At 46.8% G+C, this 15,447-nt stretch carries 12 protein-coding genes; 11 read left to right on the plus strand and 1 reads right to left on the minus strand.

Features of this window, described 5'->3' with window-relative positions:
- Position 1: 1 nt before the first annotated feature.
- From AURUGA1_RS03895 to AURUGA1_RS03940, 10 genes are read left to right on the plus strand one after another with little or no spacing between them, the layout of a single operon-like run.
- Positions 2-994: a YafY family protein gene (locus tag AURUGA1_RS03895; RefSeq protein ID WP_114128956.1), complete on the plus strand. Its 993-nt coding sequence runs from the start codon at positions 2-4 to the stop codon at positions 992-994.
- Positions 994-1,965, plus strand: a complete 972-nt coding sequence (locus tag AURUGA1_RS03900) for a YafY family protein (protein WP_114128957.1) — start codon at positions 994-996, stop codon at positions 1,963-1,965. The genes AURUGA1_RS03895 and AURUGA1_RS03900 overlap by 1 nt, the downstream gene beginning before the upstream one ends.
- 35 nt (positions 1,966-2,000) lie before the next feature.
- Entirely contained in the window at positions 2,001-2,207 is a 207-nt protein-coding gene (gene tatA / locus AURUGA1_RS03905; protein WP_114128958.1) for a Sec-independent protein translocase subunit TatA, read from the plus strand.
- Between the two features lie 7 nt (positions 2,208-2,214).
- On the plus strand, positions 2,215-3,039 hold the full coding sequence (gene tatC, locus AURUGA1_RS03910; protein ID WP_371412367.1) for a twin-arginine translocase subunit TatC: 825 nt from the start codon (positions 2,215-2,217) through the stop codon (positions 3,037-3,039).
- Positions 3,040-3,041: 2 nt separating this feature from the next.
- On the plus strand, positions 3,042-5,483 hold the full coding sequence (locus AURUGA1_RS03915) for an RNA helicase (RefSeq protein ID WP_114128960.1): 2,442 nt from the start codon (positions 3,042-3,044) through the stop codon (positions 5,481-5,483).
- A complete protein-coding gene (gene lnt, locus AURUGA1_RS03920; protein ID WP_114128961.1) occupies positions 5,484-6,968 on the plus strand; it encodes an apolipoprotein N-acyltransferase in 1,485 nt (494 codons plus the stop codon). It begins immediately after the preceding gene.
- A gap of 37 nt (positions 6,969-7,005) precedes the next feature.
- The gene (dnaE, locus tag AURUGA1_RS03925) at positions 7,006-10,521 is read left to right on the plus strand and encodes a DNA polymerase III subunit alpha (protein ID WP_114128962.1); all 3,516 of its coding nucleotides are present in this window, start codon (positions 7,006-7,008) and stop codon (positions 10,519-10,521) included.
- A 20-nt stretch (positions 10,522-10,541) separates the two neighbouring features.
- Positions 10,542-11,858, plus strand: a complete 1,317-nt coding sequence (gene hisD / locus AURUGA1_RS03930; RefSeq protein WP_114128963.1) for a histidinol dehydrogenase — start codon at positions 10,542-10,544, stop codon at positions 11,856-11,858.
- A 4-nt stretch (positions 11,859-11,862) separates the two neighbouring features.
- The gene (gene nrdR, locus AURUGA1_RS03935; RefSeq protein ID WP_096381175.1) at positions 11,863-12,330 is read left to right on the plus strand and encodes a transcriptional regulator NrdR; all 468 of its coding nucleotides are present in this window, start codon (positions 11,863-11,865) and stop codon (positions 12,328-12,330) included.
- Complete coding sequence (locus AURUGA1_RS03940) at positions 12,330-13,394, plus strand: quinone-dependent dihydroorotate dehydrogenase (RefSeq protein WP_114128964.1); 1,065 nt, start codon at positions 12,330-12,332, stop codon at positions 13,392-13,394. The genes nrdR and AURUGA1_RS03940 overlap by 1 nt, the downstream gene beginning before the upstream one ends.
- On the opposite strand, the gene AURUGA1_RS03945 is transcribed toward AURUGA1_RS03940, so the two are convergent.
- Positions 13,391-13,948 carry a DUF3043 domain-containing protein gene (locus AURUGA1_RS03945; protein WP_114128965.1) on the minus strand — a complete coding sequence of 186 codons (558 nt, stop codon included), beginning with the start codon at positions 13,946-13,948 and terminating at the stop codon, positions 13,391-13,393. The two genes, AURUGA1_RS03940 and AURUGA1_RS03945, sit on opposite strands and share 4 nt — an antisense overlap.
- Positions 13,949-13,990: 42 nt before the next feature.
- Here AURUGA1_RS03945 and AURUGA1_RS03950 point away from each other — a divergent pair, with 42 nt between their 5' ends.
- Complete coding sequence (locus tag AURUGA1_RS03950) at positions 13,991-15,373, plus strand: dipeptidase (protein WP_114128966.1); 1,383 nt, start codon at positions 13,991-13,993, stop codon at positions 15,371-15,373.
- Positions 15,374-15,447: the final 74 nt, after the last annotated feature.

Below are 15,447 nucleotides of genomic sequence, written 5' to 3' on the forward strand. Positions count from 1 at the left end.
TATGTCAGGAAAAGCTGGGACTCGCGTCAAGAAAGAAGACCGTCTTTTTAGTCTGATTCTTGCCCTTGTTTCTTCGAGAGAAGGTCTGACAAAAACGGAGATCCTGCGCTCGGTTCGAGGCTATGCAGAGATTTACGATTTCAAAGCAAACACTGCACTCGACAAAATGTTCGAACGAGACAAAGAAGAAATTCGCGCGATGGGTGTTGTTATTGACACTCTTGAGCTTCCTGAAGAGGAAGGCCAAACGCACAACATTAGATATTCAATTTCTCGCAAGAATTATGACTTCCCCGACGATGTAACTTTCACCTCAGAAGAAATGACTCTCATCAACCTTGCTGCTACTGCATGGCGAGAAGCTTCTCTGTCAAATGAATCACGCCATGCTCTGACCAAAATTAAATCTATGGGGATTTCTGCCAATGATCCGCTCATTGGCGTAGCGCCTCATATTCGAACAAATGACAAAGCATTTACAGCAATTGAGGAAGCACTAGATGCCGAACTCATAGTGACTTTCAACTACCTCAAACCTGGAATAGCCAAACCGCAGCTAAGAACTGTTGCACCTTTGGCAATGCTTCAGTGGAGGGGTCTATGGTACGTACTTGCTCACGACTTGGAGGTGGATGCTCAACGTACCTTTCTGCTCAAGCGAATTGTCACTAATCCCGTTCGAGTTCCACAAAAAACATTCCCACGAGTTGAAGCTTCTTATGCGAAACAACTCGAGTTAGAACTCTTAGAACTCACACAAAAGAACACAGCTGTCATCGAGGTTGTACCTGGTTCTGATGCGCAACTTCGTATCGCATCAGAGCAGGGGATAAGTTCCGATCTCACAACGCTGACTTTTGGTTTCTCAGATCTAGAGATTCTTGCTGACGATCTTGTGAAATTTGGACACCAACTCAGAGTTGTTTCTCCTCCAGAACTAATCTCCGCAGTGATCTCACGATTTGAGTCAATAGTTAATATTCAGGGGAAATAATGGTCAACACATCACGACTTGAAGCCTCTGATCGAGTCACATTACTAATGTCTTTTGTTCCATATCTTCTAGAACATGGACCTGTTTCTGTTGATGACCTAGCACAACATTTTGACATCACGACTACTCAGGTTGAGGAATTAGTCCAACTCTTGGCAGTGTCAGGAATTCCTGGAGACAACGGTTTTTATCAGCATTCTGATTTGTTTGATATCAATTGGGAGTTGTTTGATAATCAAGCTCAGGTAGAACTGTGGTCTCATGTCGGGGTCGAAGCTACCCCTAAGTTTTCTGCAAGAGAAGCTGCGGCACTCGTTGCGGGTCTTCAGTATATTTCCGGGATTGTTCCAGATTCCGACAAAGAGATTATTTCGACGTTGCTGAACAAAATATCCGCAGGAGCCTCTGTAGCGCCAGAGAATCTTCTGATCAGCGCTGCAGAGATGCCAGTTGATGTTGATGTCCTTACTTCTGCAGTTACGTCAGAGCGCTCTATAAGTTTTCGTTACAGGAACGGTCAAGGAATTGAGCAGGTTCGCACAGTTGATCCATTGAGACTAGATCTTGTTGGGCCGACCTGGTACTTAAGGTCATGGTGCCATGACCGGCAGGCTCTTCGAACTTTTCGGTTAGATCGAATTTCTGAACTTGAACTTTCAGAGCAAAAGTTTTCTTCTCCGGTATCAGCAAATGAGCTAACTGATGAACTTTTCCATGTTTCTGCAACAGATCTCCGTGTGCAATTCCATGTGGACACTGCGGCGTTGTCCCTCATCTCTGCGTATAACCCGCAGATTGTTTCTCACTTAGGTGAAGAATCGGTCGCCGTAGAGGTGTCCTTCGCAAACTTGGAATCTGTCCCCATATTTGTCGCTCAAGTGCCCGGACTCATTCGTGTGATTTCACCATCAGAAGCAGTATCGGCCGTCCAGGAATGGGCCAATCAGGCACTTGCCAGTTATACCGCCTAAACTAGAACTATCCCTCGTGTACTAAGGACAAAATGATGCTTGGAAATCTCTCTGGTTGGCACCTGCTTATCATTATCGCTGTTGTCCTGCTGTTGTTCGGGGCACCAAAACTTCCTGGTCTCGCACGCTCACTTGGTCAGTCCATGCGAATCTTCAAGAGTGAGGTAAAGCAAATGAAGGACGATGACAAGTCTGCTGACCAGCCCAGCAACGAAAATAACGATTCACCCAAGACCTCCTAAATTGGTCATGGCGATACGTCCTCGCCGAAGCTCGGCACGCGAAGCTAGAATGCCCTTAAGCGGGCATCTTGTTGAGTTGCGGAAAAGACTCTATTTAGCTGCGCTATTCATTGTTCTGGGCGCAGTAGTAGGGTGGTTTGCCTCTGATTATTTGCTGGCTTTGTTGCGTGATCCCATTTACGCAGTAGCAGAAACACAAGATCGTGTCGCCACTATTAACTACAACTCAATAACGAGTGCCTTCGACCTCAAGCTACAAATCGCTTTTACAGTGGGCATTGTTATTTCTAGTCCGTTTTGGCTCTATCAAATTTGGGCTTTTTTTGTTCCAGGCCTGACAAAAAAAGAAAAGAAATACACGCTGGGCTTTATGTTCAGTGCGATTCCTCTGTTCTTTTTGGGCAGCGCAGCAGGTTGGTATGTCTATCCGCATATTGTTGCTCTCATGACAAGCTTTGCTCCTAGCGAAGATACGTCAATTATTGAAGCAAAGACATATTTTGATTTTGTGCTCAAACTAGTAATTGTGGTTGGTGTCGCTTTCGTGTTGCCGGTCTTCCTCGTGTTGTTTAACTTCGCAGGTCTCATCTCTGCTCAGAGCATCCTCAAGTCATGGCGAATCGCTATTTTGATGATTACGTTGTTCACCGCAATTGCAACACCTGCCGCAGATGTTCTCTCAATGTTCTTACTAGCAATTCCGATGATTATGTTGTTCTTCCTAGCCGCCGGCATTGCGTGGCTTCACGATAAAAGAGTTGAAAAAAAGATTGATTCCGTGAACCCAGATGAAGCAAGTGCCCTACCGCCCACAGAACCATTGTCTGCATAACAATGGTCGAGCTCACAGCTGCTGAACGTTACGCACTTGCACAGGCACGCAAAAAGACACCTCTAGTCAATGAATTCCGGGAACGCAGAACTTTTGACCTAGACCCATTCCAAATCGCTGCGGCAAACGTTCTTGAAGCGGGTAGCTCAGTACTAGTTGCTGCTCCAACTGGTGCAGGCAAAACAGTTGTTGCTGAATTTGCTGTCTTTCTAGCAATGTCTACTGAGACTGACAAATTGTTTTACACAACGCCTATGAAAGCCTTGTCGAACCAGAAATACAACGAGTTCGTTGACGAGTGGGGCGCAAGTAACGTTGGCTTGCTCACTGGCGACACCAACATCAATCCCACTGCACGCATCATGGTGATGACCACTGAGGTCTTGAGAAATATGCTCTATGCAGACAGTGACTTACTGAGAAACCTCAAATTCGTGGTGATGGATGAAATTCACTACCTTGCGGATAGATTCCGTGGTGCCGTGTGGGAAGAAGTCATTATCCATTTGCCTCAACATGTGCGTCTTGTTGGTTTGAGTGCAACAGTTTCAAACGCAGAGGAGTTCGGAGATTGGCTCCAAGCTGTCCGCGGCAACACAGAAATCATTGTTTCTGAAGATCGTCCCGTGCCGTTAGACCAACATGTGTTGGTTGGAAACAAATTTATTGACCTCTTTGACACAGCTCGGTCAGGTGCAAACACTCGAGTTAACCCAGAACTTCTGAGGTTGGCTCATTCCCATCAACGAGCGCCTCATATTCGTTCAGCAGGTCGGAATTCACACCGCGGCGGAAGAAATAAACCCAATTATGCGATGAACGCACCTCTTCAAGGCCGTATGGATCGTGCACAAATTATTGAACTACTTGCCGAGAAGAATCTCCTCCCCGCGATTTCATTTATTTTCAGCCGAGCTGGTTGTGATCAAGCAGTCTCCCAGGTTTTGCGGTCAGGAATTCGTCTGACGACAGCAGAAGAAAGAGAAGAAATTCGAGAAATTGTTGAACAACGATGTTCACCTATTCCTGACGAAGACTTGGGTGTATTGGGGTATTGGGACTGGATTGACGGTTTGGAGCGCGGAGTAGCGGCTCACCATGCAGGTCTTTTGCCCGCATTCAAAGAAGTTGTTGAAGAGTTATTTCAAAAGAAATTGGTCAAAGTAGTTTTTGCAACCGAAACTCTTGCATTAGGTATCAATATGCCTGCTAGGACTGTTGTTCTTGAAAAACTTGAGAAATTCAACGGCGAAGCACGACTTCCTCTGACCCCGGGTGAATACACACAACTGACAGGCAGGGCAGGCCGTCGGGGAATTGATGTCGAAGGTCACTCACTGATTCAGTGGTCAAATAATTTGGACCCACAAACTGTCGCAAGTTTGGCTAGTAGGAGAACATATCCGCTGAACTCAAGCTTTCGCCCAACCTACAACATGGCCATTAACCTGATCGAACAATTTGGTCGTGCACGAACTAGGGACATTCTCGAAAGCAGCTTTGCCCAGTTTCAGGCGGACCGCGCAGTCGTTGATTTAGCAAGAAAAGTAAAGCAACAAGAAGAAACGTTAGCTGGTTACGCAGAACCAATGACCTGCCATCTGGGTGATTTTGTTGAATATGCAGCGCTTCGCCGAAAACTGACAGATATCGAAAGGCAATCTGAGTCAGGTTCTCGAGCAGCTAAAGAAAAACGAAGCGCGGAACTAAATTCCCTTCGAAAGCAATTGAAGTCTCATGCCTGCCATCATTGCCCAGATCGCGAACAGCATGCGCGCTGGGCAGAGAGATGGTGGAGACTCAAACGGGAGACCGACAAAATTGTTCAACAGATCAACACGCGTACCGGCGCTGTTGCTCGTATTTTTGATCGAGTTTGTGATGTATTGGTTGATATTGACTATTTGATGAAAGATCCTCAGGGTAGTGAGTTCTCTCTGACGCCTAAAGGAGAGTATCTCGGAAAGATTTACGGAGAGCGTGATCTCCTGATTGCCGAGAGCATTCGTTTACAGCTATGGAATGAACTTGATGCGCCCTCATTGGCCGCAATGGCTTGTGCAATAGTTTTTGAACCACGTCGTGAAGAGGGTCTGATCAACGAAAGGCATCTTCCTCGAGGTAAATTTCTGGATGCACTTCATGAAACTCAAAGTCTCTGGGCGGACTTGGATGAGTTAGAGAATTATCACAAGCTTCCTGGAACATCTCCGCTAGCTACAGGGCTGTGTTTAGCAATGTATAAATGGGCCAAAGGTGACCGCCTTGATAATGTCCTCTTCGATGCTGATATGCCGGCTGGTGACTTTGTTCGCTGGGCTAAACAAACCATCGATCTACTTGATCAACTTGCACAGGTTACTGACGGAGAACTCCAGAAAACTGCACGCGATTCACTCGACCAGGTTCGTCGAGGCATCGTTGCCTATTCTGCGGTGGTGTAAATGAAGAGACTGAATTTTTGGATATCTGTAGCACTTGCGGTCATAGCAGGTTTTGCGCTATCTGCTGCCTTCCCGGCAACTGCCTTCTGGCCGTTGGCTTTCGTCGGGGTGTTCATTTTGTACTGGAGTCTCATTGGCCGCAGTTTCTGGACTGGGTTTATTGTTGGAACAATCACAGGTGCCACATTTTGGCTCACTCTCATCAATTGGCTCACTCTCTATCTAGGCCCAGTTCCTTGGCTTGCTTTGGGAATTCTTCAGGCTCTCTTCTTTGGCGTCGGAGCTGCTGTCTCAGGAATTGTCATTAACCGCGGCCCACAACACTGGCCATCACGTCCAGGCCGAATTGCGGTTGTCAGCATTGTTCTAGCTTCTGTGTGGACTCTTCGCGAGTCAATCACGAGTATTTGGCCCTACGGGGGGTTTTCTTGGGGTCGGATGGCTCAATCGCAAGCTGAGAGCCCTTTGTCACAAAATGTCGCGTGGGTTGGCACTGCTGGGTTAACTTTCCTCGTTGTCGTGAGCTCTGCGTTACTTTTCCAAACACTTAGAGAACGACAAATGAAGTTGTTGTCAATTCCAGTTTTGTTTTTTGTGTCAATACTTGCTGTACCCGCATTTCCACATGAAATTTCTGGATACACCAACGTCCTTTCTGTTCAAGGCAATTCGCGCGCTGGATTATTCGACAGAGGCGCACCCGGATCAATATTGCAAGATCATGTATCCGGTACTTTGCCCTATGAAGGCCAAGACATTGACATGATTGTGTGGCCTGAGAACGCAAGTGATCTCAACCCGCTGCAATCTGTTTTGGCGGCACAAGTCCTTACTGAGGTGTCTGCAAAGTTAGATGCACCCATTGTTACCGGAACAATTACTGTTGATGAACAGGACAGAGTCTTTAACTCTTCCTTGGTATGGACTGATAAAGCCCTAGCTCAATACGACAAAATCCATCCAGTTCCTTTTGCCGAATACATGCCTAACCGAGAGTTTTGGCGGCTCTTTCAACCTGATCTGGTAGACCTTGTCACCCGAGATTACAGTTTTGGAACGCGACCAAATGTTGTTGACATCAACGGTGTTCTTGCCGGTATATCTATCTGCTTCGACATTACGGATGACAATCAGGCCTATTTGATGATTGATGATGGCGCAGAAATTATCCTTGCCCAGACAAACAATGCTGATTTTGGAAAAACATCTGAGAATCTTCAACAGCTTTCTATTGCTCGACTTCGGGCTATTGAAACAGCTCGATCTGTTGTGAACATTTCTACAGTGGGTACATCTGCAGTAATCAGCCCTGATGGTGCAACTTTAGACAGCATTCCTGCTTACCAGCCTGCTGAAATGTTAACTACCGTCCCCTTAAGTACAACTATCACTCCTGCGATGTCATTTGGCCGTGTTATTGAATGGTCTATTGGTGCTGTCGCCATAGCCGGCGTGCTCCTCATTCTCATTCGGCGTAAGCCATAGAATGGGCTAGCTGAGTCTGTATATAACTGGAGTGAAGATGGCGAAGAACAACGACTCGTTCGTTCATCTCCACGTACATTCTGAATACTCGATGCTGGATGGCGCTGCTCGAGTGAAACCACTTATTCAGGCAGCAGTTGATGCTGGGATGCCGGCAATTGCGATCACCGACCATGGAAACATGTTCGGCGCCTATGACTTTTGGAATACCGCGACCGATGCCGGAATTAAGCCCATCATTGGTACTGAGGCATACCTCACACCGGGAACACACCGTACGGACAAAACTCGAGTTCGTTGGAATAACGGGGGAGACGATGATGTTTCTGGAGGTGGTGCTTACACTCACATGACACTTCTTTCTGCATCGAGGGAAGGCATGCATAACCTCTTCAAGATGTCCTCTCTCGCATCGTTAGAGGGTTATTACTTCAAGCCTCGTATGGATAGAGAACTTCTCAATACCTTTGGCAAAGGTTTGATTGCGACAACAGGTTGTCCAGGTGGCGAAATACAAACTCGATTGCGTATAGGCCAATATGCCGAAGCTCGTGAAGCTGCTGCCGAGTTCCGGGACATTTTCGGTGCAGAGAATTTCTTTGTTGAAATTATGGATCATGGACTCGACATTGAACGACGAGTAGTTACCGACCTGATAAAACTCTCAAAAGACCTGGGATTGCCTCTTGTAGCAACGAATGATCTCCACTACACGCATGCTCACGATGCCGATGCGCATGCAGCGCTGTTATGTGTTCAGTCGGGTTCTACTCTAGATGACCCCAACAGATTCAAATTCGATTCAAATGAGTTCTATCTCAAATCCGCTGCAGAAATGCGGCGACTCTTTGCCGACTACCCCGAGGCATGCGACAACACTCTACTTATCGCTGAACGTTGCGAAACCAGTTTCGAAAAGCGTGATCTCATGCCGCGTTTTCCTGTGCCTGAGGGAGAAACTGAGGCCAGCTGGTTTGAAAAAGAAGTATCTGCCGGGTTGAAAAAAAGGTTCCCTCAGGGTGTTCCTGACGCACATCAAGCACAAGCAAAATATGAAGTAGATGTCATCATTCAAATGGGTTTTCCCGGCTACTTCCTTGTCGTTGCGGACTTTATTGCATGGGCTCGCAAGCAAGGCATTCGTGTTGGACCAGGTCGTGGTTCGGCGGCAGGTTCACTTGCTTCCTATGCAATGGGAATTACAGAACTAGACCCGCTACATCACGGTCTCATTTTTGAGCGTTTCCTCAACCCTGAGCGTGTTTCAATGCCGGATGTTGATGTTGACTTTGATGATCGTCGTCGTGGTGAGGTCATCAAATACGTCACCGAAAAATATGGTGATGATCGTGTTGCACAAATCGTGACCTATGGAACTATCAAGGCAAAACAAGCGCTGAAAGACTCTGCCCGTGTACTTGGTATGCCTTATTCGGTCGGTGAAAAACTGACAAAGGCAATGCCACCTTCGATTATGGGTAAAGACATCTCCCTCACAGAGATCATGGATCCCCAGTCAGCGAGATATAAAGAAGCAAATGATTTCCGCTCAGTCTTGGAGTCTGATGTTGATGCGCAAACAGTGTTCAACACTGCTCAGGGAATCGAAAATCTCAAACGCCAATGGGGTGTTCACGCTGCTGGTGTAATCATGTCGGCTGAACCGCTGATGGATGTTATTCCCATTATGAAACGCGAGGATGATGGGGCAATCATTACCCAGTTTGACCAGCCCCCTTGTGAGTCTTTGGGGCTGCTCAAAATGGACTTCTTGGGACTTCGCAACCTCACAGTTATTCAGGATGCTTTGGTCAACATCAAGAACAACCGTGGAATTACCGTTGAGCCAGAAAAGCTTGACTTAGATGCTGACCCCGCAACTTATGAGCTGCTCTCTCGAGGGGATACTCTAGGAGTTTTCCAACTCGATGGTGGTCCCATGCGTGCACTGTTGAGACAATTGAAACCAACAAACTTTGAAGATATCTCCGCGGTTATTGCTCTTTACCGACCAGGCCCTATGGGAATGAATTCGCATACGAACTATGCGCTTCGCAAAAATGGTCAGCAAGAAATTGAGCCAATTCATCCTGAGCTTGAAGAGCCACTTTCTGAGATTCTGGGTACAACATACGGTCTCATTGTGTACCAAGAGCAAGTGATGGCTGTTGCGCAAAAAGTGGCAGGCTTCACACTAGGGCAAGCCGATGTGTTGCGTCGCGCTATGGGTAAGAAGAAAAAATCTGAACTCGATAAGCAATTTGCTGATTTCGAAGCAGGAATGATTTCCAACGGGTACTCGCCTAGTGCCGTCAAGATTCTCTGGGATACCCTCATGCCATTCGCTGACTACGCCTTCAATAAGGCTCATTCAGCAGGGTATGGCGTTTTGAGTTATTGGACAGCGTATCTCAAAGCAAATTACCCGGCAGAGTACATGGCCGCTCTGTTGACGTCTGTTGGTGATTCCAAAGACAAACTTGGTATTTATCTGTCTGAATGTCGACGTATGGGTTTGAATGTCCTTGCTCCCGACGTTAACGAATCTGATGGTGTCTTTTCGGCAGTGGGATCAGATATCCGTTTCGGCATGGGTGCTATACGAAACGTTGGATTTGGCGTTGTAGAACATATCAAAGCTGCCCGTTCAGAAAAGGGAAGATTCGAATCTTTCCACGACTTTTTGAAGAAAGTCCCACTTCCCGTAGCCAATAAAAAGACGTTGGAATCACTTATCAAAGCAGGTGCTTTTGACGCTATGGGTAATACCCGAAGAGCACTGGTCGAAATTCATGAAGACGCGGTCGAATCAGCAGTCAGCCTGAAGCGTAACGAGGCAAACGGGCAAGTTGACCTTTTCGGCGACATGTTTGAATTTGAGCAGGATCACACTCAGGTTCCTGACCGTCCTGAATTTACAAAACGAGACAAACTCGCTTTTGAACGGGAAATGTTGGGTCTTTACGTTTCTGATCACCCTTTGGCTGGGCTAGAACTCCAATTGGCAAAACACGCCACTATTTCCATCAATGAGCTCACTACGAGTGATCAAACAAATGATGGAGACATCGTTGTCTTGGCTGGCTTGGTGACTGAGGTGCAACGACGTATCGCTAAAAAGTCAGGAAACGCTTACGGAATTATCAAACTCGAAGATTTCGGGGGAGAGCTAGACATTATGCTGCTGGGCCGCACATATCAGGAGTTTGGCCCCATGCTCGAAACTGACATGGTGCTAGCAGTAAAGGGTCGAGTTAATGTTCGTGATGATGGTGTCAATATTCAAGCTATGAGTATGTTTGTACCAGATCTTGGGTCAAACATATCCAACAATGCACCGCTAAATCTTGTGCTTCCTGAAATCAGAGCAACTTCTTCGACTGTTTCAGAACTATCTGATGTGCTTAAGAGACACCCTGGAGATTCAGAAGTGCGACTCAAGCTCACACGAGGAGATGTTGCTCGTGTTTTCGAATTGCCAACACGAGTTAACGTAAATTCTGATTTATTCGGTGAGCTCAAATCTCTTCTCGGTCCAGGTTGTCTCGGGTAGCGAAATAGACTGGACTGGCAATGATTCGAACTATAGACCTTCGCGGAACACGACCTAATCGAGAAGAATTACTAGCCCTCATTCCTCGTAATACTCTTGATGTTCTGGTCGCATCAAGCATCGCTTCGGAGTTAATTCATGACGTTCGCGAACGTGGTGTTCTCGCATTAGAGGAACAAGCGCTGAATTTAGATGGAGTCTCAGGACACAGTATCCGTGTCCCGCAAGAACATATTGATCAAGCCCTTTCTCAACTCAGCCCACAACTTCGCTCTTCACTTGAAGAAACAATTACTCGAGTTCGACGTGGATCTCAAGCTCAGGTTCCTGCTCAAACATCCACAAAGATTGCTCCCGGAGCGACCATCATTCAACGTTGGCAGCCAGTTGAACGTGTCGGCTTATACGTACCTGGTGGAAAGGCAGTTTATCCATCCAGCGTGATCATGAATGTTGTGCCTGCGCAGGTAGCAGGAGTGGCCTCCATCGCATTAGCCTCACCACCCCAAGCCCAATATGACGGAAGGGTTCATCCGACCATCTTGGCTGCTGCTGGACTCCTTGGAATTTCTGAGGTTTATGCAATGGGTGGTGCGGGAGCAGTAGGAGCTTTTGCATTTGGTGTTTCAGATTTGGCGCTAAGTCCTGTCAACGTCGTTACCGGTCCAGGAAACATTTATGTTGCGGCAGCTAAACGACTGGTCCGGGGAACTGTTGGTATCGATTCTGAAGCTGGACCAACGGAAATATTGATCATCGCAGACTCTTCTGCCAATCCAGCTTTTGTTGCAGCTGATCTCATTTCTCAAGCAGAACATGATGAAATGGCTTCTGCAGTCCTTGTAACAGATTCTGACGAATTAGCTGAAGCAACATCACATGAGATTTCCCGGCAAGTGCGTTTGATCAAACATGCAAAGCGCGTGGAGAACTCACTCACTGGTACTCAATCAGCGATTGTCATTGTCGACAACCTTGATATAGCTGTTGACTTTAGTAATGCATATGGTCCAGAACATTTAGAAATTCAAACTGCTCATTCACATCAGCTTGTTTCTTCGATCACTAATGCAGGAGCTATTTTTGTCGGTGATTTCACACCGGTAAGTCTTGGAGATTATTCAGCGGGGTCTAATCACGTGTTACCTACAGCCGGACAGGCTCTTTTTTCATCTGGTCTCGGAGCTTATACATTTTTGAGACCTCAGCAAATCGTCGAATACACCAAGGACGCCTTGTTGACAGTAGCTGAAGGAATCAGAGCACTCTCTGATGATGAGGACTTACCAGCACACGGTGATGCTGTAGATATTCGTTTCGAACAAGAGGACAATTAGCCGAATGTATTGCCCATTTTGCCGCCATTCTGATTCTCGAGTGATTGATTCTCGAACAAGCGATGATGGTCTGTCGATTAGACGTCGCAGACAGTGTCCTGAATGCAACGGCAGATTCTCCACCCTGGAAACTGCATCACTTTCAGTAATCAAACGTTCAGGTGTTGTTGAAGCTTTCTCACGGGAAAAAGTCGTTCTCGGGGTCCGTAAAGCGTGTCAAGGACGACCTGTTACAGATGCTGATTTAGCTGTCTTAGCTCAGAAAGTTGAAGAAACAATCCGCGCTACTGGCGCTTCACAAATTGAGGCAAATGAAATTGGTTTAGCAATCTTGCCGTCTCTTCGTGAATTAGATGAAGTTGCATACCTGCGTTTTGCCAGTGTTTATCAAGCTTTTGAATCTCTAGAAGATTTTGAGGCCGCAGTTCAAACACTCCGTGCAGAACGAGCGAATGGTCCTGCCTCAGAATAATGACGACGCACAACGGTAGCCACAGTTTCTACAATTTCATTTTTCATTCTTTTTTCAAACACCTCGATGCTGAAAAGGCACATCATCTTGGTGCCTTTGTCATTCGGCTGATTGGACTTCCAGGAATTCGCCACGTAAAACATGGATTTACACGTCCTGCTCCAGAACTCCATGTCCAAGCTTTAGGTCTGAATTTTGATTCGCCTTTCGGCATGGCCGCAGGTTTTGACAAGGATGTAACCATGGTTTCTGGCCTTTATGCGCTGGGTTTTGGTCACGTTGAAGTCGGTACTCTGACAGCACATGCACAGCCAGGAAATCCGAAACCTCGTCTATTCCGCCTGATTCCTGATCGCGCACTGGTCAACCGAATGGGTTTCAACAATCGAGGTGCAGCAGCGGCTGTTTCCCGGCTCATCAAACTTCGTAAACTCAAACACCGCCCCGTCATCGGAGTAAACATCGGCAAATCCCGCATCGTGGATGTAGAGAACGCGATTGATGACTATCTGACCAGTACACGACTTCTTGCACCCCTTGCTGACTATCTCGTAGTCAACGTCAGTTCCCCTAACACTCCAGGCTTGAGGGGTTTACAGGAACTATCCTCATTGTCGCCGTTATTGACGGCTGTGAAGGATGCCGCCGCAGATACTCCATTATTGGTGAAGATTGCTCCCGACTTGAGTACTCAAGAAATCCGTGCAATCGCACAATTAGCCACCAAGCTCAAACTGGATGGAATCATTGCGACGAACACCACCATCAGCCGAAGTGAACTGAAAACAGCACAAGAGATAGTGGACGCAATCGGTGCAGGTGGGTTATCTGGTGCACCACTTCATCACAGATCTCTTGAGGTGCTTAAAGAACTTCGTAATGTTGTTCCTGCCGAAATGTGTTTAATTTCGGTCGGGGGTATTGAAACTGCTCAACAAATCCAGGAACGTCTCGATGCAGGTGCAACCCTAGTTCAGGGATATACAGGATTCATCTATAACGGCCCTGCTTGGGCGTTGTCGATAAATAGAGGCTTGCGAAAGATACGCAAAGAAGAGCTTTAGCTGGGGAACTGACGTCGTCCTACTTGTGGCTTGGGCAGGCGCAGGGGACGCATTTGCAAGCTTCGCATACCTGCATACCAACGAACGCCCTTGTCAATAGAGCCGAACTTTTCAGTCATTTTCTTGCGCAGGCGAATGCTCAAAATCATGACATCAGTCAACGCGATGAAAAAGAAGGTCCACAGCACTAAGAATGAACTTTCTTGGACCGGCAGGCTCGGGATGAAGGTCATGATGATAACCAAGAACATGAAAGGAACCATCAATTCGCCGACGTTGTAGCGAGCATCTACGTAGTCACGTGCATATTTCTTCTGAGGTCCGCGGTCGCGAAGTGGAAGGTACCGTTCATCGCCAGAGGCTAATCCGATTCGAGCACGGTTACGTTCCTCGTTCATACGTGCACGTTCTAATCGACGAGCTTCTTTGCGGTCGTCAGGGACCAAAGGGCGCTTGTTCGCTGCCTCACGCTCTTTACGGCTAGGGGTTGGGTGTCCTTTTCCTACAACTTCTTGTGAAGTAGTTTCAGGAGTCTCTTCAGACTTTTTCGCCACGGTATTCCTTCAATCGTTACGTTCGAACATAAGATTACCGGCATGACCGATTCACTTCCTGACGTTGAGCTCAAAGTTTCGTCGTATTTTTCTGAGGTAATTGATACTTTGACGGAACTGGTGGCAATTCCTTCTGTATCTTGGCCGGCTTTTGACCAAACAGAAGTTGAGCGAAGCGCAGAGAAAATTGTTTCACTTGTTAACGAGCTTAATTTTTTTGACAGCGTCGAGCTCCTTAATGCTCCAATTGGTCAGACACAAAAACTTGGACAACCAGCGGTTGTTGCCAGAAGAGAAGCATCACCTGGATATCCCACTATCCTTCTGTACGCCCACCATGACGTTCAGCCACCCGGAGATATTTCATTGTGGGAAACACCACCTTTTGTAGCGACGCAGAAAGACGGTCGGCTGTTTGGCAGAGGATGTGCAGACGACAAAGCTGGAATCCTTGTTCACTTGACTTCTATTCGAATCTTGAAAGAAATAGAACACACTCCAAATATTGGTGTTGTTCTTTTCATTGAGGGCGAAGAAGAATATGGATCACCCTCGTTTGAAAACTTTCTTTCTCTCTACCGGGCGAAACTTGAATCTGAAGTCATCGTTGTTGCTGACTCTGGTAATTGGGACACTTCTACCCCTGCGTTGACAACAACTTTGCGCGGCAATGTGACGTTCAAACTCAGTCTCAGAACACTAGACCATGCACTTCATTCCGGAATGTTCGGGGGAGTGGTTCCCGATTCATTTACCGTTTTCAGCCAACTAGTTTCTAGCTTCTTCGACAAGTCTGGTTCGGTTGTTATTTCAGGGCTTGAAAAGACACAAACTTCAGCACTTTCATATTCAGAGGAGCGAATTCGTGAAGAAAGTGGCGTGCTTCCAGAAGTTGATTTGATTGGAAGTGGTGACATTCTGTCAAGGCTTTGGACGCAACCATCTGTCACTATTACTGGAGTTGATTTCCCTTCCATCGAAAATGCTTCAAACACTCTTGTCCCCGAAATTTCAGCACGAATCAGTCTTCGTGTTGCTCCTGGGCAACAAGCACAGGATGCTTTCGACGCGTTTTCTGGGCACGCAGAAGAGTTTTTGAAATCAAAGGCGATCTTTTCAATAACGGATGTCAGTACCGGTGAAGGATTTGTTGCAGATATTCAGGGATGGGCTGCGAAATCTATGCAGAGATGTCTCTCTGAGGCGTTTGGTAATGAGTGCGTTGAGATGGGTGTTGGCGGTTCAATTCCATTTATTTCAAGTTTTGTTGATGTTTTCCCTGGTGCACAGGTACTCGTCACGGGTGTGGAAGATCCTGATTCTTGCGCGCATAGCCCCAATGAATCTTTAGATCTTGACTCATTACAAAAAGCTATTGTCGCTCAAACACTGTTTTTGCTTCGTTGTAATCAAAAATCGATTTGAAGCACAGGAATACTTCAGCCTCCTGGCACGTTGTCAGTTTAGAATCTAGTTAGGTGAAGACATACCTTCCAAGG

Origin of the sequence: Aurantimicrobium sp. MWH-Uga1, from assembly GCF_003325955.1 — a bacterium.
Lineage (GTDB): Bacteria > Actinomycetota > Actinomycetes > Actinomycetales > Microbacteriaceae > Aurantimicrobium.

Excerpts from the sequence above, each read along its gene's own strand:
- AURUGA1_RS03895 (WP_114128956.1), top strand. The coding sequence starts at position 2 with ATGTCAGGAAAAGCTGGGACTCGCGTCAAGAAAGAAGACCGTCTTTTT.
- AURUGA1_RS03900 (WP_114128957.1), top strand. The coding sequence starts at position 994 with ATGGTCAACACATCACGACTTGAAGCCTCTGATCGAGTCACATTACTA.
- tatA (WP_114128958.1), top strand. The coding sequence starts at position 2,001 with ATGCTTGGAAATCTCTCTGGTTGGCACCTGCTTATCATTATCGCTGTT.
- tatC (WP_371412367.1), top strand. The coding sequence starts at position 2,215 with ATGGCGATACGTCCTCGCCGAAGCTCGGCACGCGAAGCTAGAATGCCC.
- AURUGA1_RS03915 (WP_114128960.1), top strand. The coding sequence starts at position 3,042 with ATGGTCGAGCTCACAGCTGCTGAACGTTACGCACTTGCACAGGCACGC.
- lnt (WP_114128961.1), top strand. The coding sequence starts at position 5,484 with ATGAAGAGACTGAATTTTTGGATATCTGTAGCACTTGCGGTCATAGCA.
- dnaE (WP_114128962.1), top strand. The coding sequence starts at position 7,006 with ATGGCGAAGAACAACGACTCGTTCGTTCATCTCCACGTACATTCTGAA.
- hisD (WP_114128963.1), top strand. The coding sequence starts at position 10,542 with ATGATTCGAACTATAGACCTTCGCGGAACACGACCTAATCGAGAAGAA.
- nrdR (WP_096381175.1), top strand. The coding sequence starts at position 11,863 with ATGTATTGCCCATTTTGCCGCCATTCTGATTCTCGAGTGATTGATTCT.
- AURUGA1_RS03940 (WP_114128964.1), top strand. The coding sequence starts at position 12,330 with ATGACGACGCACAACGGTAGCCACAGTTTCTACAATTTCATTTTTCAT.
- AURUGA1_RS03950 (WP_114128966.1), top strand. The coding sequence starts at position 13,991 with ATGACCGATTCACTTCCTGACGTTGAGCTCAAAGTTTCGTCGTATTTT.